This is a genomic window from Maritalea sp. YIW29 (assembly GCF_057219265.1).
Genome location: NZ_JBXVVF010000002.1, coordinates 1,237,571 through 1,260,325 on the forward strand (window position 1 = coordinate 1,237,571; position 22,755 = coordinate 1,260,325).

Consider the following 22,755-nt stretch of genomic DNA (forward strand, 5'->3'; position numbering starts at 1 on the left):
ATGATTATTCAGCATCCACTACTTGGCCCGCGAGACGCACAGGAATTTGTCTATCTTGGTGATGCGAGCTTGATTGATCGCCCTGATGGCATGAATGAAGATGTGCAAAGCAGCTTCTATGAATATCTTTATCAGCGCACTAATCCTGCGGGTGAACACCAAGAATTATGGTTCCACGAACAGGGGGATCGTTCGTGGTTGGTGGTGACACGTAACACACTGACCCATGAAATAACCAATGTGGAATTGGCGAAAAATGTCGCCCGTGAGCGGGGGCGTTCGAAATGAGTGGTGTAAACCGACTAGGCGGTGGATTGATTGACCGTTCGAATACCATCAATTTCAGTTTCGATGGCAAAAGCTTTCAGGGACATCCCGGTGATACTCTTTCTTCAGCACTAACCGCAAATGGCGTTCGCTTGCTGGGGCGTAGTTTTAAATATCACCGTCCACGCGGATTGCGGAGCGCTGGGTCTGAAGAGCCGAATGGGTTGGTTCAATTGCGCAAAGGAGCGTTCAACGAACCCAACACCCGGGCCACGACAGTTGAGCTGTTTGAGGGCTTGGAAGCCGAGAGCCAAAATCGTGGTTTCAACGTAAAATTTGATCCAATGGCGATCAATGATTTTATGTCGCCATTTTTGGCGGCAGGCTTTTACTACAAGACATTTATGTGGCCCAAGGCGTTTTGGGAAAAGCTGTATGAACCGGTCATTCGTAAAGCTGCGGGACTTGGCCATTTATCGATGTTGGAAGACCCAGACCAGTATGACAAGGGCTCGTTGCATTGCGACTTGCTCATCATTGGCGCAGGTCCATCGGGGCTTGCGGCGGCGTTAGCCGCGGGACGCGCAGGTCTTGATGTAGTGCTTTGTGACGAAGATTTCCGAATGGGTGGACGGCTGCTTGCGGACAAGCATTTGCTCAAAGATCAATTGGGTTCTGACTGGGCGTCGAGCGCAAGTGACGAACTTCAATCATTGCCTAATGTTCGCTTGATGACCCGCACGACTGTATTTGGCACGTATGATCACGGTGTCTATGGCGCAGTTGAGCGCAACCATGATCATGTTGGGGTTGTCCCCGCCGGTAAACCGCGCCAAACTGTATGGCGGATTTATTCAAAAAGCGCGCTTTTGTGCGCTGGTGCAACTGAACGCCCGATCACATTTAACAATAATGATCGGCCCGGCATTATGATGGCGGGTTCAATGCGGGCCTATATAAATCGATGGGCGGCAACACCGGGAAAAAGGGTTGTTGTTTTTGCATCTCATGATGACGCTCACCAAACCGCCCGCGATTTGCGCAATCAAGGTGTCGACGTTGTCGCGGTGGTTGATCCACGAGCCCATGCGCCGCAATTTGGTGATTATAACTTGATTGCTGGCGCACAGCTTATTGATAGTGCGGGTCGCCTGGGCGTCAAATCGGTGAAAATCCGTAAAAGCGATGGCTCAATTGAAACCATAGATTGCGACGCGGTTGCTGTTTCTGGGGGGTGGAACCCGAACGTACATCTCACCTGTCATCAGCGCGGCAGACCGAAATGGCAGGATGATATTGCGGCATTTGTGCCGGGTGGTGAATTGCCGGTTGGTATGCAGGTTGCGGGCGCAGCGGCGGGAGCGTTTTCGACAAGCCGTGTGATGCAAAGCGGTGTCGATCAGGTCAAAGACGTGCTCGAGCAATTCGGTAAGAAACTGCCTGAATTGAAGTTGCCGGACGCAGAAGGTGAACGGGTTCAGATTGATCCATTTTGGCATGTTGATGGTGCATTGAACCGCGCGTGGCTCGATCAGCAGAATGATGTCACCGTTAAAGATGTGAAGCTCGCCCACCAAGAGGGCTTTAAGTCGGTTGAATTGCTGAAGCGTTACACAACGCTGGGTATGGCCACAGATCAAGGCAAAACGGCTAATCTTGGCGCAATGGCAATCTTGTCTGAACTTGATGACCGTCCAATTCATGAAATTGGCACGACAATGTTCCGCCCGCCATATACGCCAGTTTCATTGGGTGCGCTTGCGGGCCGGTCCCGTGGTAAGAACTTTCGCCCAACGCGGCTGACACCAAGTCATTTGTGGGCTGAAGAAAATTGCGCTGAATTTGTCGAAGTTGGCAATTGGCTCAGAGCACAATGGTTTGTACGGCCAGGCGAAAACAATTGGCGTCAATCGGTTGATCGCGAAGTGCTCGGCGTGCGCAAATCGGTTGGCGTTTGTGATGTAACCACACTTGGCAAAGTTGATGTGCAGGGGCCAGATGCGGCGACATTTCTCAATCGCATTTATTGCAATCCATTCGCCAAGGTCGCTGTTGGGAAAGTGCGATATGGCTTGATGCTGCGCGAAGATGGATTCGCGATGGATGACGGTACTGCTGCGCGGCTAAGTGAAGATCATTTTGTGGTAACGACAACAACTGCAAACGCCGTTCCTGTTTTCCGTCACATGGAATTTTGTCGGCAATGTTTGTGGCCAGAACTTGATGTTCAGCTGATTTCAACAACCGAAGCTTGGGCGCAATTTGCTGTTGCTGGTCCAAACTCTCGCAATCTATTGCGCAAAATTGTTGATCCCGAACATGACATCTCAAATGAGGGCTTTCCCTATATGGGCTGCAAAGACATCAGTGTTTGCGGTGGGTTGCGGGCAAGGCTTTTCCGGATTTCGTTTTCGGGCGAATTGGCCTTTGAAATTGCAGTGCCAACCCGATATGGCGACGCGTTGATGCGGCGATTGATGGAAGCTGGTGACGAATTTGACGTAATGCCATATGGCACTGAGGCTTTGGGTGTGTTGCGGATCGAAAAAGGCCACGCGGCAGGCAATGAGTTAAATGGGCAAACCACCGCGGCTATGCTGGGGTTAGGGCGCATGGTTTCGGCGAAGAAAGACAGTATTGGCCGTATCCTTTCAGAGCGTGATGCAATGCAAAAAGAAGGCGACCTTCGACAAGTTGGGCTGGTGCCAGTTGATGCGGATAAGCAAATTCTGGCCGGTGCGCATTTGATGAATGATGAAGGCGAAACATCGGCACAAAATGACCAAGGTTGGGTAAGCTCTGCGGCCTATTCGCCCCATATTGGCAGTTCAATTGGGCTAGCATTCCTTAGAGGTGGCGATCAACGACAAGATGAAATTGTGCGCGTCGTCAATCCACTGGAAGGAACAGCGTTTAACGCAAAGGTTGTGAGTTCACATTTTGTGGACCCGGATGGGGAGCGGTTGCGTGACTGATCAATTTAGAATGCCACTACAAGCAAAAACGCCTTTGGGAGCGGGTGTTGTTGCTTCTGTTCAAATTGGACAGATCAGAATTGAAGAGAAAACTGATTATGCGCTCGCTTCGTTTGCTGCGTTCGACGGTTCAGAAACAGCGCTGGAAAAGGTGCTGGTTGATCAATTTGATTTGAAATTGCCAGCGACGGAACAAATTGCAACATCTGATGAGCATTCTGCATTTTGGATGGGCCCAGGACAATGGATGCTACGTGCGCCATATGATGTGAACATGGACTTGGCGGCGAAACTGGTACATTTGGCTGATGGGAAAGCTGCGGTGAGCGAGCAAACAGATGGATGGTGCGTGTTTTCCATAGAAGGAGAAACGCGTAACGCGCTGATGGAACGTCTTTGCAATGTGGATTTGCGTCGACTGGATGCGGGGTTGGCGACCAGAACTGTTATCGAGCATCTGGGCTGTTTTGTTCTTTGTGAAGGCCGTAAAAGACCAATAGAAATTATGGGCCCGCGTTCTTCTGCACAATCGCTCTACCATGCAATTACTTCAATGGCGAAAAGCATCGCCTAACCAACTAATCGCAGTCTTGGACTGTGCCTTCAATCAGGAACTAAGATGATGAATAGCTTTGCGCTGACCGTTCAATGTGAAACCCGTAAGGGCATTGTGGCGGCAATATCTGCTTTTCTTGCGGATAATGATTTCAATATTACCGATGCTTCTCAATTTGATGATGTAGAAACGGGCTTTTTTTTCATGCGCGTGAGTTTTGTCGCGGACGTGGCACAAGATGAAACGCAGCTAAATGCAAGTTTTTCAAAAACCGCCGAGAAGTTTGGCATGAAATTTAAGTTTCATGACGAAAAGGAAAAGATGAAAGTCGTCATCATGGTCTCGCGCTTTGGCCATTGTTTGAACGACATTCTTTATCGTTGGCAGATCGGGTCGTTGCCGATTGATATTGTTGGGGTGATTTCGAACCACCATGATTACCAAAAAGTGGTGGTCAACCACGACATTCCCTTTCACCGGATTAAGGTGACTAAAGAAAACAAGGTTGATGCCGAAGCCCGGCAAATGGCCATTATTGAAGAAACTGGTGCGGAGCTGATTGTTTTGGCGCGGTATATGCAGGTTCTGTCCGATGAGATGTGTCAAAAAATGTCGGGGCGGATTATCAATATTCACCACTCATTTTTGCCAAGCTTTAAGGGCGCAAACCCTTATAAACAAGCATTTGCGCGCGGGGTGAAGCTGATTGGGGCAACGTCGCATTATGTAACCGCTGATTTGGATGAGGGACCCATTATCGAGCAAGATATTGTGTCCGTTACTCACGCCCAATCCGCGAGCGATTATGTGTCGCTGGGTCGCGATGTTGAAAGCCAAGTATTGGCCCGCGCCATTCACGCGCACATTCATCATCGGGCTTTTATCAATGGCAACAAAACCGTGGTTTTCCCGGCAAGTCCGGGCAGTTATGCGTCTGAACGTATGGGATAGCACCGCTGTGACTGATGTTTCTTGATCGACGTGCTCGCTAAAGTCAGCAAGCGCGACGAAATTATATTTCAATTTTTCTGAAATATGATTCATATGTTTGACTTTGACTGTAATTAAGCTGTGAGTGCATATTGATGGCTAAGACTCAAAAGTAAGTGCTTAGGGAATTTCGTGCGCGCAAAAAAACAACAAAGAATAATCGGTCGAGCACTTCACAATTCAGTTCAAGTTAATTCGGTCGGATATGGGGCAGGTAAATGATTAAAACAGAAAATCTGTCTTTGGCCGAAATCGAAGAATTGGCCTTTAAAGCGCTGGTCTTAGCTGGCACGAGCGAAGAAAACGCGCGACCATTGGCAGTTGCGACGGCTGCGACAGAAGCAGACGGTATTGCTTCGCACGGATTAGCCTATATCCCGATATATTGTGAGCACGTTCAGTGTGGAAAAGTTGATGGAAAAGCAACGCCCACACTAACGTCGCCCAAGCCGGCAGTAGTGAAAGTTGATGCCGCTACAGGGTTTGCCCATTCAGCGATCGATATTGGGTTTGGAAAGCTTGTGCCGTTAGCGAAGGAACTAGGCGTGGCCGTTTTGGCGATCAACAATTCCTACAATTGTGGCGTGTTGGGATATCATACGCTTCGGTTGGCGCAACAAGGACTGATGGGTATTGGATTTACCAATGCACCAGCTTCAATCGCACCGTCTGGTGGGAATAAGCCCGTCGTGGGCACAAACCCATTTTCCGTCGCTGCGCCTGACGACGAAGGTGGCGCTTTTATTATGGTGGACCAAAGCGCGAGCACAATTGCGAAGAGCGAAGTGATGAAACGTGCTCGCGAGGGCGAAGATGTGCCCCTCGGTTGGGTTTTGGATAAAGATGGAGAGCCAACAACTGACCCGGCTGAAGGTCTAAAGGGCTCGATGGCACCTTCGGGTGGTTATAAGGGTGTTGGCATTGCCCTTTTGGTTGAGATGATGGCCGCTGCAATGAGCGGCGCGAGCCTTGGCATTCACGCTACCCCATTTTCTGGAACGGTTGGCGGGCCGCCAAAAACTGGACAGTTCTTCATCGCGATTGATCCATCAGCGACCTCGGATGGCGGATTTGCAGAACGCATGCAGCATTTGGTTGATGCCATTCATGGTCAAGATTCGGCACGTTTGCCCGGAGACGGTCGTGGAGCGAAACGCGTTGCAGCGGCAAAAGATGGCGTTGATGTTAATGTTGCAATTCTAGACAAAATCCGAGCGATTTTAAACGGATAATTCCGGTACGCGTCTTGAGCCGATGAAGCTTTATCGCGCGGGTTTGCCTTTTGGTTTGGCGCGTGTCGTCGCTTTTGCATTGGCCGGATTATCTGGCCAATAGTGGCGCGGATATCGCCCCTTCAAGTCTTTAGCGACATCCACCCAAGAGCCGCGCCAAAAACCGGGCAAGTCTTGCGTCGTTTGAATTGGCCGTTGTGCGGGCGACAAGAGCACGATCAGCAGGGGAATTTTGCCGTTGGCAATTGTGGGATGTTTGGATATGCCAAACAGTTCTTGCACCCGGGCTTTAATTGCTGGCGCTGTTTCATGGGCATAATTGATGACAAATAGTGAGCCCGTTGGGGCTTGAAAGTGGGACGGCAAAAGCTCGTCCATTTGAGCGCGTAAATTCCACGGCAAAAGCGCCGATAGTGCATTTTCCAATATTTGCGTGGTAATTTGTGAAATGGACGTTGCGCCGGACAGATAGGGCTGCAGCCATTCCGCACTGCGTTTATGCAGGGCAGCGTCACTTAAGTTCGGCCACGGCTCGCCGAGTGTTTCGTGCAAATATGTGGCTCGGGCGCGTAGTGCCAATTGTGGTTTCGACCAAGGTAAAACGTGAAGTCCCAAATCCTTCACACCGGCATAAAGCGCGGCAGACGCGGCCTCAAAATCGGTAATTTTTGTTGGGGCATCGGCCAAATTCAGTTGGTTGATCGCGCGGACCTTGCGTGCCCGGACGCTGCGTGATGTAGGGTCAAATTCTACGCGTGTTTCTTCAACAATATGGGATGCGAATATGTTTTCGATCTCTGCAATGTCTATTCGAGCGGCGGCGCGAATGCGGCCATTTGCGGCTTGCCCAGTAATATCGGTCACGACCAAGTATTTTTCCGCCGCGAGCGCATCGGTTGTGGGCAAATTTGCGACGCGCCCGTTTGCGAGGCGGAAACGGCCGGGGCGACCTGCCGCCTGTGCGATGCGATCAGGATAGGCATAGGCTAATAATTGTCCGATGCTGATTCGGCTCTGCTGAGAATTTGGATTTCCGGCCATCTTGGCCCAACGTTTTGCGAGGTCTTTTGCGTTTTTTGACTTGTGTGATTTGTCGCTGAGGAATTGGCGTAAGCGTGTCTCTAGGTCAACAGCATTGCCGCCAAGCCCGTGTTCTGACATTAGCGCCGCGAGGTTTGCAGCTTGAGGCACACAGTCAAGCTCTTTGGCGCTGACAATCATGTGGGCGACCCTGGGGTGAATAGGAAAAGCGGCGAGAGCGTGTCCCTGTGGGGTGACCCGCCCGTCTGCATCGACGGCATCTAGTTGCTTGAGTAGTGACACAGCTTCAGACCAATTGGCAGCGGGCGGTTGGTCAACAAATTGCATTTGTTTTGGATCACTGACACCCCATGCAGCCAGGCTTAGGGCGAGATCTGTGAGATCTGCCGCCAAAATTTCAGGCGTATCAAATTCTGGACGGGCGGCATTTTGCCCCTTGTTCCAAAGCCGATAACAAACACCATCTTGGGTTCGGCCCGCGCGGCCTTGCCTTTGTGTCGCTGCCGCTTGAGATATGTTTCTAGTTTCTAGCCGCGTTAGGGCTGTTGCGGGTTCAAATACAGGCACCCGCGCTAAACCACTATCCACAACAATCCTTATGCCTTCGATGGTTAGGGAAGTTTGTGCAATCGACGTGGCCAGCACAATCTTGCGTCTCCCTTCAGCCGACGGCGAAATCGCTAAGTCTTGCTGTTCTGGCGTTAGGCGGCCATATAGGGGAGCGATGTCTGTCGACTTCGGCGCCAACGTGGACAACCTTTCGGCGGTACGATGGATTTCTGCTTGGCCGGGCAAAAACACTAATAATGAGCCGTGCTCTTCTTCGTGTGCCGTCAAAACTGTCGATACAAGGTGCTCGTCAAATCGGGCATTTGGCTTAGCTGGCGCATAGCGGGTTTCAACGGGAAAGGCGCGCCCTTCACTCACAATAACCGGCGCGTCAGACAGTATTTTGGACATTTGCCCACTGTCCAATGTGGCTGACATGATTAAGATGCGAAGATCGGGATTGATGATTGCAGTGTCTAGCGCCAGCGCAAGGCTTAGATCGCTATCAAGGCTTCGTTCGTGGAACTCATCAAAAATGATCGCGGCGACGCCATTGAGCTCGGGGTCATTCAGGATCATGCGTGAAAAGACGCCTTCGGTGACCACTTCAATGCGTGTTTTGGCGCTGATCTTGGTGTCGAAGCGAACTCGATAACCAACGGTTTCGCCGACATTTTGATTGAGCAACTTGGCCATTCGATGTGCTGCGGCGCGGGCGGCTATGCGGCGCGGTTCGAGCATGATGATGCGGCCATCTGCACGCCATTTTGCGTCGAGCAACGCAAGGGGAACGCGGGTGGTTTTACCTGCCCCCGGAGCCGCGACCAAAATTGCAAATGAGTTTTGATTTAGCGTATCGGTGAGCTCGGGCAGTACTGTGTCGATGGGTAGGGGCGCGCTCGCATTCTTCATAAGTCCTACTTATGCGAAACAGTCGCCCCTGCAAAGCATAGTTTGTTTGTGGGTGAACAGTCGACTGATTTACGAGGTGGATTTAAAGGTGATGAAACTTTGCCAAGCCGCAACAAGCGTGGCGAACAATCCGCCAACTAGTCCCATAAATCCGATATACCAAACCCGGCCAGCGAAAGCACTCTCTGCGTAAGAAGCTGCGAATTCGGCTTTGCCGTACAATAGAGTAACTGCCGCAATGACGCCGGTTAGCGCGAGAAGCACGATGGGTAGCAAGATTGATTTTGTGCCAAGTTTTTGCGCCACGAACATTGCGCCAATAGAAATTGCTGTGCCGATTGCAATGCCGATATAGGTGACTTTCGTCGCCCAAAATGGATGGGCACCTAGCGTGATGACGAACCCAATTCGTTCAAGAATGAGAAAAAGCGCTCCGACGACGATAATTGGGATGATGGCTTTGATATTCATGAGTAGTTTCCTCGAAGGATGCGTCTGGTAAAAGCGTTAGCAAAAAGCCAGCACACGTCCCAATCACAATTGCGCGTTCGCGTTTTGCGCCGTCATTTGTTGATTATGGATTGCCATGCTGATTGATGTGGACAGTTTTGGCGAACAGCAATATCCATTGTGCATCCTTTGCTTTCCTTAACGACGATTGTTCATGACCAATAAAACGCCACTTTCAATATTGCATGACTTTTATGGTTATGATGCCTTTAGGGGATCGCAGGCCGAGATTATCGATCATGTGATTGGTGGTGGTGATGCATTTGTTTTGATGCCAACCGGGGGTGGGAAGTCCCTTTGCTATCAAATACCGGCAATGTGTCGCGATGGTTTGGCAATTGTTGTTTCGCCCTTGATCGCGTTGATGCACGATCAAATTATGGCGCTTGAACAAATGAACATCAAGGCTGCTGCGATAAACTCATCGATGAGCCCGGAAGAACTCGCCGCCACACGCAAACAAATCCGCGAAGGTACGCTGGATATGTTGTATGTCGCGCCAGAGCGTTTGGTTATGCCTGAGTTTTTGGGTTTGCTGGAGCATTGCAACTTGGCGCTTTTTGCAATTGATGAGGCGCATTGTGTGTCCCAATGGGGGCACGATTTTCGGCCTGATTATGCGGCTTTGTCCCTATTGGCTGAGTTGTTCCCCCACGTTCCAAGAATTGCACTGACGGCAACGGCAGACGCGCCAACACGCAAGGATATTGTGGAGCGACTTGCGCTGAGCGATGGCCGAACATTTGTCAGTGGATTTGACCGACCCAACATCCATTACACAATTGCGCTGCGCAATTCTCCCAAGCCGCAAGTTTGGAAGTTCATCCAAGAAAAACATCCCAATGACAGCGGCATCGTTTATTGTATTTCGCGCAAAAAAGTCGATGAGATGGCCGCTTGGTTATGCGAGCAGGGGGTGAATGCGAGGCCCTACCATGCGGGACTTTCAAGCGAAGTGCGGGCCGAAAATCAAAGGGCTTTTTTGCGGGGCGAGCAGATAATCATGGTTGCGACGATTGCCTTTGGGATGGGCATCGACAAGCCAGATGTTCGTTTCGTTGTGCATATGAATATCCCGAAAAATATTGAGGCCTATTATCAGGAAACCGGTCGGGCAGGGCGCGATGGTTTGCCTTCAAATGCGTTTATGATTTACGGCATGGAAGATGCTGCAATGCAGCGGCAATGGATTGAAGCATCCGACGCGCCGATGGAGCAAAAACGCATTCAGCACCAAAAACTTGGTGCATTGCTGGGCCTATGTGAGACCGCAACCTGTCGCCGTCAGGTGTTGCTCAACTATTTTGATGATGCGTGCGAGCCCTGCAACTATTGCGATACATGCGCGCAGCCACCCGAGACATTTGATGCCTCGATTCCGGCGCAAAAAGCGATTTCGTGCGCTTATCGGACAGGTGAGCGATTTGGTGTGTCTTATCTCATTGAGGTGCTTGTCGGCGCTGAGAATGATCGGATCACCAATTTCGGTCATGATCAGATTTCAACCTATGGCATAGGCAAAGATTTGACGAAACAAGAATGGCAAAACATCTTTAGGCAGCTTGTTGCTGGCAATCTCTTGGTGCCGAACAGCGAAGGATATAGTGGGTTGCTGATCACATCAAAGGGCCGCCAGTTTTTGAAGGAACGATCAGCGCTTCCCATGCGCCACCACGTTAAGACAGTGACAACGGAGCGGCTTAAAGTTGGTCGCAAAGGTTCAACGCCAATTATTGTCGACCCGGCCGATCAAGCGCTTTACGAAAGCCTTAAGGCCGCTCGTGGCGCGCTTGCGAAAGATCAAAGTGTGCCCGCGTACTTTATCTTCCAAGACAAGACGCTGGTTGAGCTAGCGCAGCAAAAACCAAACTCTCTGGATGCGATGTTGGACATTAGTGGTATCGGTGAAGCAAAGTTGAAGCGCTATGGGAAGTCCTTGTTGGATGTCATAACCCAACATGAAGATGCAGCGTAGTGCAAACCGAACAGAAAAGGGCGCCCTGTGGGGCGCCCTAATTTGTTGAATTAGAATTGGTATTACTTTGAAATGGTAACATCTTTAAAATATGGCACACCAAGAACTGAGCGCCAGAAGCCATCAACATGCGTGCCCATCATCATATAGCTATTGCGATGGTACATTGGCAGGATCACGTGATCGTTCATTATGATGCCCTCAGCCTTTGCCATTTCTGCTAATGAAACAGCAGGGTCGTTTGCTGATTTTGATGCTGCAATTGCAGCGTCATAGTCTGCATTAGCCCATTTGGCCAAGTTGTTTGGGCTATCAGATACAAAGTTATCCAAGAAAGTCATTGGGTGAGGATAGTCAGCGCCCCAACCCATTTGTGCAATTTGATATTCAACTTTTTGCACTTCTGGATAGTAAACTTTCCATTCGCTCACATCGATTGTCACATCGATATTGAGGTTCTTTTTCCACATTTGCTGGATAGCTTCGAGTAGCTTTTGGATCGGTGGTGAAGCATAGGTTGCAAATACAGTGTCAGGGAAGCCTTCGCCGTTTGGATAGCCAGCTTCAGCCAACAAGGCTTTTGCTTCTTCCATTCTTGCGGCTTCGCCCAAACCATAGTCACCGGCTGCGTCGCGGAAGTCCTGGCCTGCAACATTCATACCGTATGGCACAAGGGCAACCGCAGGAACGTCTGCAGACTGAAGAACAAATTCAACAATCTCTTCACGGTCAATCGCCATTGAAAGCGCTTTACGAACACGAACGTCATCCAATGGTTTTGCAGCAGGGTTGAAGAACGCATATGTAGTGCCCAGTGATGGGATCACCAAGAAAGCATCGCTTTCAACTGATAGGCGGGGAATTTCAGAGGCTGGCACAGATTCAATGCCGTCAACGTCGCCAGATTCCATAGCCGCAAGTGCAGTTGATTGCTGCGCGATCAGACGGAATGTGAGTTTATCCAAGCTAACGCTATCGGCGTCATAATAGTTCGGGTTCTTTTCGAACACGACGCTTTCGCCGATATTGAACTCGGTGACGCGGAATGCGCCGGTGCCGATGTAAGTTTCGGCATTGCGTGTCCAGCCATCTGGGTCTGCATCAACAATGTCCTGACGCACGGGGAAGTACGTTGCGTAAGGCAATAGCTGCATCATATATGGAACACGTTGGTGCAGGGTAAAAGTGAATGTGTGATCGTCAGTCGCTGTGATCTTTGGATCAGTTCCTGACCCTTCGAAAAACTCTTTGGCGCCATCAATGTGGTACAAAAGGGCAGTGTTTTTCGCGCCGCTTGCTGGCGTAAGAACACGCTTCCAAGCATAAACAAAGTCACTTGCAGTTACCGGCTTGCCATCTGACCATTTCGCGTCTTGGCGAAGGTTAAATGTGTAGGTTAGACCATCGTCGGAGATGTTCCAGCTTTCAGCTAAAGCAGGCACGACCGCACCGTTTGAGGCGTGCTTGACCAAGCCTTCGAATGTGTTGCCGATGATCGGGGCTGCAAATGTTTCGTTGGTTGTGCCCGGATCGAAGCTGTCAGACTCGTTGTTCACCACATAGGTGAGGGACGTTTCGGCGTAAGCCGCGCCGCCAAGCATCAAGCTTGCAGCAGCGAAAAGCGGTAGTATGTGCTTTCTCATAGCGTTTCCTCCTGTGTCCAGCTTTTGCTGGACGTTTTGTTTTACGAGGTTGGGTGCCCCGTTTGTATGTGATCCAACTCGGATTGGATCACGGCTCTGCGTAATGACAGGCGGCAAAGTGACCACTCGTCAATTCGTTCAATTTTGGTTCTTCATCAGCGCATTTGGGGGTCGCCAATGGACAACGTGATCGGAAGCGACAACCTGAAGGCATATCGATTGGGCTTGGGATTTCGCCTTGCATTTCTTCCATGACGCGCTTGCGGGCTTCAACGGGATCAGCAATTGGAATGGAAGCAAGAAGCGCGCGCGTGTAGGGATGCTTTGGATTTTCGTATAGTTCATCATTGTCAGCAAGTTCGACAATTTTACCCAAATACATCACACCGATACGGTCGGAAATGTGCCGCACCATCGAAAGATCGTGGGTGATAAATAAGTATGTTAGGCCAAACTTCTTTTGCAGGTCCTCGAGCATGTTCACAACTTGGGCCTGAATGGACACATCAAGGGCTGAAATGGGTTCGTCGCAAATCACAAGCTCTGGGTTGAGGGCGATTGCCCGCGCAATGCCGATACGTTGGCGCTGACCGCCGGAAAACTCATGGGCGAACCGACTTGCATGGTCCTTGTTTAACCCGACAATTTCGAGTAATTCGTGGACGCGTTTTGTCCGGGAGTTGTCGTCGCCAACTTGCGCAATTTCCAATGGTTCGGCGATCAAGTCGCGCACAGTCATTCGCCCGTTTAACGACGCGTAGGGATCTTGAAAGATCATCTGCATGCGCTTGCGAAATGGCATGAGTTGTTTCTGGTCGAGACCAGAAATCTCGTCACCGTCAAACGCAATTTCACCTGAGCTTGGGTCATAAAGCCTGATTAGGGTTCTTGCGAGGGTACTTTTCCCACAACCGCTTTCGCCGACCAAGCCCAATGTCTCGCCACGATTTATGATGAGGTCAACGCCGTCAACGGCTTTCAGATATTTGGGATTTCGGCCCAAAAATCCGTCGCCGACATTGAAGTGTTTTTTGAGATTTCGGATTTCAATAAGGGGTGTTTCAGTCATGTAGTTTCCCCTTTTGCTTTCGGCGCCCCAGGGTGACGTAACCAGCATCGCGATTTATGGATTTGGTCGCCCGCTAGTTCAAACGATGGTGGCACTTCATCAACGCAGATCTCCATTGCGTGTTGACATCTTGGCGCAAACGGACATCCGGTTGGTGGCCGCAGCATGTCCGGGGGTGAGCCGGGAATGGGCAATAGTTTTTGTCGATTGGCGTTGTTTACTTTGGGCACGCTCGTCAACAGACCTTGCGTGTATGGATGCTCAGGTTTTGCAAACACTGTGTCTGCATTGCCGGTTTCCATCACCATGCCGCCATACATAACGAGCAAGCGGTCTGCCGCTTCCGCAATCACGCCAAGGTCATGGGTAATCAAAATAATCGCCATGCCTAATCGAGATTGGATTTCCTTCAGCAACAATAGAATTTGACGTTGAATGGTTACGTCCAACGCCGTCGTTGGTTCGTCAGCGACTAGCAGCTTTGGGTCGCAGCTTAACGCCATCGCGATCATGACCCGTTGGCGCATGCCGCCAGAAAACTCATGCGGGTAGGAATTAAGGCGCGACGCGGCCTCAGGTATTTTGACCAATTCAAAAAGTTCAATTACCCGTTGCCGCGCCGCTTTCCGGGAGGAATTTTTGTGGGTGATTATGGTTTCGATGATCTGTTCACCAACTGTCAGCGTTGGGTTGAGGCTGGTCATCGGATCTTGGAAGATCATCGCAATGTCGTTGCCGCGAAGCTTGCGCATGTCAGGCTCGACAAGGTCCAATAGATTTTGGCCCTCAAAATTCGCAGACCCTTTTATCACTCGGCCGTTGTTTTTAAGCAAACGAAGGATCGACATGCAGGTGATGGATTTGCCGGAGCCGCTTTCGCCAACAATGCCCAGAATTTCACCGGGAAAAACTTTGAAGTCGACGCCACGTACAGCCTGTACTTCGCCGCGTGAGGTGAAGAAGCTGGTTGTAAGGTCTTTGACTTCCAATAGGGGCTGAATGCTCATGTGCGCAACCTCGGATCAAGCGCATCACGCAGACCATCTCCCAAAAAGTTGAAGGCGAACATGGTCATGCTGATGGCAGCGGCGGGGAAGAACAATTGATATGGGTAGGCGCGCAATGTTTCCACAGCTTCGCTGGTCAGCGTGCCCCAACTGGCCATTGGGACACTAACGCCAAGTCCGATGAAACTCATAAAACTTTCAATGAAAATGGCGCTTGGAATGAGTAGCGTTAGGGTGACCAAAATTGGGCCAATTGTGTTGGGCAGCAAGTGTCGCGTTAGAATACGCCAAGTGCCGGCACCCATTGTTTTGGCTGCGTCGACATAATCTTGGTTTTTAAGGGTCAACATTTGACCACGCACAATACGGGCCATATCGACCCAAAACACCGTGCCGATGGCTACAATGATGGAGATGAAGCCAGACTGTAAAACAACCATCATCAGGATGACGTAGAGCGTCAGGGGAATTGTCGCGATAACTTCCACAATGCGCATCATAACATTGTCGACATTGCCGCCGAAATAGCCGGATATGCCGCCATAAAAAATGCCGATAAAAAAGTTCACTAATGTCGCGATGAAGGCAACTGTTAGCGAAATGCGGGCACCGTACAATTGGCGCACAAGCACATCGCGTCCGAGGCTGTCTGTGCCAAACCAGTAGGTCTGGTTCCACCGCGTTCCAAACTTTTCAATTTGGTTTTCATCCGCGTCAAGAATGCGTGCTGGCAGTTGGCTATAGTCGACATAGACGCGGTCTTCGCCAAACTGATAAATGTGCCGCTTCTTGATCAGGTCTTTGCGTTTGGCACGTAGAATTGACTTTAGAACACCATGCTCGTCAGTCGCATAGAGTTTGAAGTTTCCACTATTAAGGAAGAAGTAGGTCGGCTCTTCTGTATCCGCACCGACCTCGTAAAGTTCCAATATGGGCGGGATGTTGGATAGTTTTAGATCTTGTTCAAAATAGGTGTGTCGCGACAACATCGGGCCGAAAATGGCTGCGCTGATGAGCAAGATGATGAAGGTTAGACCAAACATCGCGGGGCGGTTTTTCCAAAGTCGCGACCGTACATCTTGCCAATATGTAAGGCTCGGGGCGGCGATGTATTCGGCTTGGTCTGTTGAGATTTTTGCCGGTGCCCACTTGTCGGCCGAAACGTTTTTTGTTGGGGAACTCATCGTGATTTCCCCGCAAGTTTAATGCGCGGATCAAGCAGCATATAGAGCATGTCGACGATCAAAATCATGACCATCAAAAAGGCAGCGTAAAAGATCGTAATGCCCATGATTGTTGTGTAGTCCCGGTTGGATATTGAAAGAACGAAATGTCGACCGATGCCGGGCAGCGCAAAAATTTGTTCGATGACGAAAGAGCCGGTCAACAAGTTTGCGACCACCGGCCCAAGAACAGTAACAATTGGAATGAGCGCGTTTCGAAGGCCATGCTTAAACAGCACCGTAAGTGGGTGCAGTCCTTTTGCTTTGGCCGTGACCATATAGTCTTGTCCCAGGACTTCGAGAAGGCTTGAGCGTGAAAGGCGGGCAATGAATGAAAGCCAAAACCCGGACAGCGCAGCGACCGGCAATATATAGCCGCGCCAGTCGTCCAGTCCGAATGTTGGGACCAAATTGAGCTTTAGTGCAAATATGTAAAGAGCGACGGTTGCGACGACGTAGGAAGGGATTGCGACGCCGACTGTGGCGAACAGCATAACAGCGGTGTCTTGCCACTTGTTCTGGTTCAACGCAGCCAAAACGCCCAGGGGAATTCCAAGTGCAGCAACGCATAATAGCGCAAGAAATCCAGTTTTTGCGGTAACTGGAAGACCATCCATGATGAGGTCATTCACACGAACGCCCGGATACTTAAAAGACGGACCAAGGTCGAATGTGAGAATGCCTTTTAGATAGTTCAAATATTGAACCCAAATTGGATCATTCAAGCCAAATTTGGCATTTAAGGCAGCCTCGATTTCAGGCGCCAGCATCTTCTCTGATGTGAATGGTCCGCCTGGAATGGCATGCATAAGGAAGAACGTTAGCGTGATGATCAAGAACAAAGTGATGATCATCATTCCAATGCGTTTGGCTAGATATGCCAGCATTACGTCATTTCCTTGTGTTCGCAGGACAATTTTGGCCGGGTTCGCCGCGAGGGTGGCCTTTGCCGTACAAACAAGTTTGCATCAAAGTGTGGGTTGGTAAAGTTTTTTTTATAGAAGTATAATTTTTGTGTTTGCGATTTTCTCAAGGAGAATTGCGGCCAATCCCCGTCAACCAGCAGCAAGGGCTTTGTGACTTAGAGATCAACAAGGCGAGTACAAATCAGTGGATAGAGTAAAGAGGGGAAGGGCGACGGCAAAATAGTAACGCCGTTTGGCGGTTTGGGTATGAGTTGCAGGATTTTGGAGGAGGGCAGAAAGAGATAAGCCGCGAGGAAAAACTCCCCGCGGCTCAGTTTGTTTGATTAGTTTACTGTTACCCAACGCAGGATGAAGAAGTTATCCGTACGTTGCGTCAATGCGATATTGTCTTTTGTCGCCCAGATGAGTGGCTGCACATACATTGGTACGTAAGCAACTTCATCTTGAAGGGTTTTGGTGACTTCATCGACCATCGCTTGGCGTTTGCCTTCGTCCAACTCTGTTTGGATTTGGGGCAGAAGCTCATCAACGCGAGCGTTTGAATAACCACCAAAGTTCCAAGAACCGAGTTTCTTTTCAGTATTTGGCGTTGAAGCAAGGAAGCGGATTGGGTGCTCAGCGTCAAACGTGCCTGGTGACCAACCTAGAAGATACATGTCGAAATTGTCTTCACGTAGCTCTGGCCAGTAGTTTCGCACTGGCATGGATGTCAGTTTCGCGTTTACGCCGATTTTGGCCAACATGGCTGCTGCTGCGCGGCAAATGGATTCATCGTTGATGTAACGATCATTTGGACACATCATGCCGAATGAGAAACCATTTGGGTATCCAGCTTCAGCTAACAATGCTTTAGCGCCTTCTGGGTCGAAGTCCAAACGAGCGGCTAGGCTTTCTGAATAACCATGCATTTCTTTTGACACGAGTTGGGACACTGACTCGGCAGTGCCACGCATAACTTTGCTCGTTAATGCATCAACGTCGATGGCTTGATAGACTGCTTGGCGTACTCGTACATCATGGAACGGGTTTTTGTCGCTAGTTTCGTCTGAGTATTTAAGTGTGTCTGCCTCATGGGCGAAGCCAAACATGATCACGCGAGCTTCAACGCCCTCATGAACTGTAAAGCCTTCACGTTCTTTCAGCCGCGGCACATCTTGCAATGGAATTGGCGCAATGAAGTCAATTTCGCCAGATAGCAAAGCTGCCATTCCGGTTGATGCTTCGCCAATTGGGGTGAATGTGGCTGTTGTGATGTTGCTTTCCAGCTCATCCCACCAATTTGCAAACGGGGTCAAAACTGTTTTTACACCTGGGTCGCGGGAAGCCAGTGTAAAGGCACCGGTACCGTTGACCGCGCGTGTTGCGGCATTTTCAGCATCGCGAGCAGGGCGCTCACTGCCATTTGCTTCAGCCCAACCTTTGTCCATGATCATGAAGTTGGCAATAGAATCTGGGAACAATGGGTTTGGCGCGTTGGTCAGGAAGTCGATCGTGTAATCATCCTGAACGACAACGTCAGAAATTGGCGCAAACCAAGAACGAACGTCTGATTCTTCAGACGACGCACGCTGATAAGAGAACAACACGTCCTCTGCGGTAAATGCAGCACCATCGTGGAATGTCACATCTTTGCGCAGGTTGAAACGCCAACCATTGTCGCCAAGCTGTTCCCAGCTTTGTGCCAATGCGGGTTCAATTTTCATGCCTTTATTCCGGCGTACAAGACCTTCATAAACATTGTTTAGAAACCCTAGTACAGGCGCCGAGTTAGCAGCGTGCGGATCCATTGTTTGTGGGTCTGTTGTGCCGGCCCAGTTAAAGGTTTCAGCGGATGCTGCACCTGCGCTTAGGCACATTGCAACAACTGCAAGCGCTGCGCCGTGGCGTAATTTTTCAAATGGTTTCACGGATAATATCTCCCTTGTGAACGCGTGGGATGTCGTTTGTTTCTTTGCTGGGGCGGCAAATTCGCGAACCCTGCTTCAGCACCCACTTGTTGATCTCTCCATAAGATTAGGAACAAGTGCAACCAAAGTCTAACGAACACGCCTTTGCATTAATCACAAAAACGTTATCGGAAAACGTGAAGTCAGTCGTTTTGACAAACTGGTCAAAGGTGTTGAAGACTGCCAGAATAAGAAAAAATCTTTTCAAGATCGCGAGTGCCATGTTTAGTTTCATCCTTCGTCGCCTCGTCCAATCCATCTTTGTCATGCTGGCGGTTAGCCTTATTGCGTTTGCCATCTTTCGTTATGTGGGTGATCCCATTGCGGTGATGGTGGGGCAGGAGACCTCTATCGAAGATCAGGAAAGGCTGCGACAGGAGCTTGGGCTAAACGATTCCCCGTTGGTGCAATATTGGCGATTTCTTGGAAACCTTGCGAGTGGGGATTTTGGATTTTCCTATCGTACACGCCAGCCGATTGGTGAAATGATCTTGGCGCGGATGCCCGCAACGATTGAACTTGGGTTCATTTCATTGCTGATTTCGCTAATCGTGGGTATTCCGGCAGGCATTTATACAGCGCTAAAGAATGATACTGTGGCGGCTAATGTCATCTTGATGACAACGCTTATCGGTATTTCAATCCCGACATTCGTTATCGGCATTTTCCTAATTTATGTATTTGGTGTGCATCTCGGATGGTTGCCAACTTTTGGCCGAGGGCAAACGGTGGATATTGGTTGGTGGCGATCAAACATTTTGTCGCCGGGCGGCTGGAAATCTTTGATATTGCCTGCGCTGACATTGGGCATTTATCAGCTCACCCTGACTATGCGCTTGGTGCGTTCTGAAATGCAAAATGTGATGAATACGGACTTCATTAAGTTTGCCGTTGCACGCGGTATTGATTACCGCTCAGTACACTATAAACATGCGCTGCGGAACTCGATGGTGCCGGTGATTACTATTATCGGTTTGCAATTTGGCGGCGTGATTGCCTTTTCCATTGTGACGGAAAGCGTATTTCAGTGGCCGGGCATGGGACTATTATTTTTGGATAGTATTAAGTTTGTCGATGTGCCGGTCATGTCGGTTTATCTGGTGATCATTGCGTTGATCTTTGTGATCATTAATCTACTGGTTGATATCTCCTACTTCATTATCGATCCGCGTCTGCGGATTAAGTCGGAGGCGGCGTAATGTTAAAACAGTTCACAACAAGCATGAAACGCCTCTCGGTCGAAAACGAATTCGTCTATTTGTTCTTGCGCAATCCTTTGGCGCAAATCGCAGCACTGGTGGCGTTCTTGTCGGTGTTTGCGGCATTGTTTGCGCCACTATTGGCACCTACCAATCCATTCGATTTGTCGACCTTTTCGATCCTTGATAGTTTCTTGCCACCTGCCTTTAGTGAAGGTGGGGAACCTCAGTTCTTCATTGGTACCGATGATCAAGGGCGCGATCTATTGTCGTCCATCATGTATGGAACAAGACTGTCATTGCTTGTCGGGCTATCGGCGGTTTTGTTTGCAGCGGTGTTAGGCACCGGTCTCGGTTTGGTGGCGGGATATGTTGGTGGTCGATTTGATGCGATCATCATGCGCATCGCTGATGTTCAACTTTCTTTGCCTGCAATTTTGACTGCGCTTCTGGTTGATGGCATCGCCCGTGGGGTGCTGCCTCGTGAGCAGCACGATCAGTTGCTGCCCGTTGTTTTGGTGGTGGCGATTGGCCTCTCGCTGTGGGTGAACTTTGCCCGTGCGGCGCGTGCCTCCACGTTGGTTGAGCGGAACAAAGAATATGTGCAGGCTGATGAGATTATGGGCTTCCACCCCGCCCGTATTATGTTGGTTTCTGTGCTGCCCAACATAACGGGGCCATTGCTGGTTATTGGTACGATCGATCTGGCCGTAGCCATTTTGCTGGAAGCGACATTGTCGTTTTTGGGGGTCGGTGTGCCGCCAAATCAGCCCTCGCTTGGCACACTCATCCGCATTGGAACTGAATATATATTCTCAGGCGAATGGTGGATCGTTTTGTTCCCGTCCATGACGCTGATTATCATGATTATCGCCGTGAACATATTGGGCGATTTCTTGCGCGACGTTTTTAACCCGAGATTGAGATAATGACAGCACTTTTAGACGTCTCCAACTTGCGGGTTGAATATCCGACACGATTTGGCATTTTCACCGCCCTTGATGGGGTGAGTTTAACGCTTGAGCCGGGCGAAATTCATGGGCTAGTCGGCGAATCTGGGGCGGGTAAGTCAACGCTTGGGGCGGCGATTATTGGGCTTCTGTCTTCTCCCGGCTATATCGCCAATGGCGATGTGAAATTGAACGGTAAAGACCTAAGTCAGCTCGATAACGCGGCATATCATAAGCTACGTGGTGCCGAGATTTCCATGATTTTTCAGGACCCTCAAACCTCGCTCAATCCACTGCTAACGATTGAAGACCAGATGGTGGAAACGATCCGCCAGCACTCTGATGTCGATTACGAAGAAGCACGTAAGCAGGCACTTGACTTGTTGGTTGAGACCGGTTTGGAAAACGCTGAATCTCGTATGGGTGAATATCCTCATCAGTTCTCCGGCGGTATGCGACAACGGGTGGTGATTGCTTTGGCGCTTTGTACCAATCCTGAAGTTATCATTGCCGATGAGCCAACGACTGCGCTTGATGTTGCGATTCAAAAACAAGTGCTTCAACTGATTAAAGATTTGGCGAAGAAACGCGGTGTTGGCATTATTCTCATTACCCACGACATTGGTGTAATTGCTGAAATTACAGACAATGTAACTGTATTGCGCCATGGCAAATTGATGGAAAATGGCCCCACCCAAAAGGTGCTCAGCAAGCCTGAGCATGAATATACCAAGGCATTGATGGCCGCTGTTCCACGGCTTGGCAAACGTCTTGATCGCTTTACCAACATTATGAGCGATGATGAAGATCAAGACGGTTATGACTGGAGTGTGCCTGGCGCGTCTGCTGAGTTTGCTAGCGAATGGTTGTTGGCCGGTGAAAATGCCGACAAGGCTGAAAGTGATGATATTCTTGCGGTCCGTGATCTTGATGTCGTGTTTAATGCGCGTCGTGCATTTGGCTTTGGCAGCGGTCCGGGGTTTCAAGCGCTCGATGACGTCTCGCTTGAAGTTCGGCGCGGAGAAGTGCTCGGCATAATTGGTGAGAGTGGTTCAGGGAAATCGACCTTAGCGAAGTCCATTGTTGGCTTGGTGACGCCAACCGATGGGACCATTTCATTTGAAGGAAATGACTTGCCGCTTGGTTCCTCCCGGCCAAGAAAGCACTATTCCCGACGTGAAATTCAGATGGTGTTTCAAGATCCATATTCATCGCTCAACAACCGCCGCTTGGTTGCAGATCTGATAGGCGATCCGATTAAGTTTTATGGCTTGGCGAAGGATGATGAAGAAGTCAAAAAGATCGTCGCGTCAGTGTTAGAGTTGGTTGAAATGCCACAACGGGCCATGCTGCGCTATCCCCACCAATTTTCTGGCGGGCAACGTCAGCGCATTGCCGTTGCACGTGCGTTGGTTTCTCATCCGAAATTCTTGATTTGTGATGAACCAACTTCAGCGCTCGATGTGTCCATTCAGGCTCAAATTCTTAACCTGCTGAAAGATCTGCAGCAAAAGCTTGGCCTGTCGATCCTGTTCATCAGCCACAATTTGGCGGTCATCCGGCAAATGTCTGATCGAGTTGCGGTGCTTAAAAATGGGAAGATTGTGGAGTGCGCAGAGGCGGAGACCTTTTTTGCGCACCCCACGGCGGACTATAGCCGCCAGCTGCTTGCAGATACACCTTCGTTGGATCTGCTTTCTCCGGCTTAACTGCGCCCTAGAACTCTTTCCACTCAGCATCTGTATCAATAGCTGCATTGCCTTGGCTTAGATATGCCCCTGCTGC

The 22,755-nt window shown here is 50.0% G+C and carries 17 protein-coding genes; 9 read left to right on the plus strand and 8 right to left on the minus strand.

All coding sequences use genetic code 11. The annotated features are described in order from the left end of the window. The 5 genes from AC2D8L_RS15415 to AC2D8L_RS15435 all read left to right on the plus strand — a co-directional run bounded on the left by AC2D8L_RS15415 (position 1) and on the right by AC2D8L_RS15435 (position 6,020). Positions 1-288 carry a sarcosine oxidase subunit delta gene (locus tag AC2D8L_RS15415; RefSeq protein WP_484686365.1) on the plus strand — a complete coding sequence of 96 codons (288 nt, stop codon included), beginning with the start codon at positions 1-3 and terminating at the stop codon, positions 286-288. Then, a complete protein-coding gene (locus tag AC2D8L_RS15420; protein ID WP_484686366.1) occupies positions 285-3,242 on the plus strand; it encodes a sarcosine oxidase subunit alpha family protein in 2,958 nt (985 codons plus the stop codon). The genes AC2D8L_RS15415 and AC2D8L_RS15420 overlap by 4 nt, the downstream gene beginning before the upstream one ends. After that, a complete protein-coding gene (locus AC2D8L_RS15425; protein ID WP_484686367.1) occupies positions 3,235-3,816 on the plus strand; it encodes a sarcosine oxidase subunit gamma in 582 nt (193 codons plus the stop codon). Before AC2D8L_RS15420 ends, AC2D8L_RS15425 begins: the two co-directional genes overlap by 8 nt. A gap of 48 nt (positions 3,817-3,864) precedes the next feature. Beyond that, on the plus strand, positions 3,865-4,749 hold the full coding sequence (purU, locus tag AC2D8L_RS15430) for a formyltetrahydrofolate deformylase (protein WP_484686412.1): 885 nt from the start codon (positions 3,865-3,867) through the stop codon (positions 4,747-4,749). A 257-nt stretch (positions 4,750-5,006) separates the two neighbouring features. Further along, a complete protein-coding gene (locus tag AC2D8L_RS15435; RefSeq protein ID WP_484686368.1) occupies positions 5,007-6,020 on the plus strand; it encodes an Ldh family oxidoreductase in 1,014 nt (337 codons plus the stop codon). Positions 6,021-6,050: 30 nt separating this feature from the next. Here the strand turns inward: AC2D8L_RS15435 and hrpB are convergent, their stop codons facing one another. Beyond that, positions 6,051-8,522, minus strand: a complete 2,472-nt coding sequence (hrpB, locus tag AC2D8L_RS15440) for an ATP-dependent helicase HrpB (protein WP_484686369.1) — start codon at positions 8,520-8,522, stop codon at positions 6,051-6,053. Positions 8,523-8,591: 69 nt separating this feature from the next. Continuing rightward, positions 8,592-8,993, minus strand: a complete 402-nt coding sequence (locus AC2D8L_RS15445; RefSeq protein ID WP_484686370.1) for a hypothetical protein — start codon at positions 8,991-8,993, stop codon at positions 8,592-8,594. A 193-nt stretch (positions 8,994-9,186) separates the two neighbouring features. On the opposite strand from AC2D8L_RS15445, the gene recQ reads away from it, so the two are divergent. Beyond that, positions 9,187-11,007 carry a DNA helicase RecQ gene (recQ, locus tag AC2D8L_RS15450; RefSeq protein WP_484686371.1) on the plus strand — a complete coding sequence of 607 codons (1,821 nt, stop codon included), beginning with the start codon at positions 9,187-9,189 and terminating at the stop codon, positions 11,005-11,007. A gap of 62 nt (positions 11,008-11,069) precedes the next feature. Here recQ and AC2D8L_RS15455 read toward each other — a convergent pair whose 3' ends face one another. The 6 genes from AC2D8L_RS15455 to AC2D8L_RS15480 form a co-directional block, all read right to left on the minus strand. Then, on the minus strand, positions 11,070-12,650 hold the full coding sequence (locus AC2D8L_RS15455) for a peptide ABC transporter substrate-binding protein (protein WP_484686372.1): 1,581 nt from the start codon (positions 12,648-12,650) through the stop codon (positions 11,070-11,072). 88 nt (positions 12,651-12,738) lie between these two features. Further along, the gene (locus tag AC2D8L_RS15460) at positions 12,739-13,719 is read right to left on the minus strand and encodes an ABC transporter ATP-binding protein (RefSeq protein WP_484686373.1); all 981 of its coding nucleotides are present in this window, start codon (positions 13,717-13,719) and stop codon (positions 12,739-12,741) included. Next, the gene (locus AC2D8L_RS15465) at positions 13,716-14,726 is read right to left on the minus strand and encodes an ABC transporter ATP-binding protein (protein WP_484686374.1); all 1,011 of its coding nucleotides are present in this window, start codon (positions 14,724-14,726) and stop codon (positions 13,716-13,718) included. Before AC2D8L_RS15465 ends, AC2D8L_RS15460 begins: the two co-directional genes overlap by 4 nt. After that, positions 14,723-15,910 carry an ABC transporter permease gene (locus AC2D8L_RS15470; RefSeq protein WP_484686375.1) on the minus strand — a complete coding sequence of 396 codons (1,188 nt, stop codon included), beginning with the start codon at positions 15,908-15,910 and terminating at the stop codon, positions 14,723-14,725. The genes AC2D8L_RS15465 and AC2D8L_RS15470 overlap by 4 nt, the downstream gene beginning before the upstream one ends. Then, positions 15,907-16,836, minus strand: coding sequence for an ABC transporter permease (locus tag AC2D8L_RS15475; protein WP_484686376.1), 930 nt, complete (start codon positions 16,834-16,836; stop codon positions 15,907-15,909). The genes AC2D8L_RS15470 and AC2D8L_RS15475 overlap by 4 nt, the downstream gene beginning before the upstream one ends. Before the next feature lie 362 nt (positions 16,837-17,198). Continuing rightward, entirely contained in the window at positions 17,199-18,782 is a 1,584-nt protein-coding gene (locus AC2D8L_RS15480) for an ABC transporter substrate-binding protein (RefSeq protein WP_484686377.1), read from the minus strand. A gap of 260 nt (positions 18,783-19,042) precedes the next feature. Here AC2D8L_RS15480 and AC2D8L_RS15485 point away from each other — a divergent pair, with 260 nt between their 5' ends. From AC2D8L_RS15485 to AC2D8L_RS15495, 3 genes are read left to right on the plus strand one after another with little or no spacing between them, the layout of a single operon-like run. Beyond that, positions 19,043-20,020 carry an ABC transporter permease gene (locus tag AC2D8L_RS15485; RefSeq protein WP_484686378.1) on the plus strand — a complete coding sequence of 326 codons (978 nt, stop codon included), beginning with the start codon at positions 19,043-19,045 and terminating at the stop codon, positions 20,018-20,020. After that, positions 20,020-20,949, plus strand: coding sequence for an ABC transporter permease (locus AC2D8L_RS15490; RefSeq protein ID WP_484686379.1), 930 nt, complete (start codon positions 20,020-20,022; stop codon positions 20,947-20,949). The genes AC2D8L_RS15485 and AC2D8L_RS15490 overlap by 1 nt, the downstream gene beginning before the upstream one ends. Beyond that, positions 20,949-22,679: a dipeptide ABC transporter ATP-binding protein gene (locus tag AC2D8L_RS15495; RefSeq protein WP_484686380.1), complete on the plus strand. Its 1,731-nt coding sequence runs from the start codon at positions 20,949-20,951 to the stop codon at positions 22,677-22,679. Before AC2D8L_RS15490 ends, AC2D8L_RS15495 begins: the two co-directional genes overlap by 1 nt. The last annotated feature ends 76 nt before the right edge of the window (positions 22,680-22,755 follow it).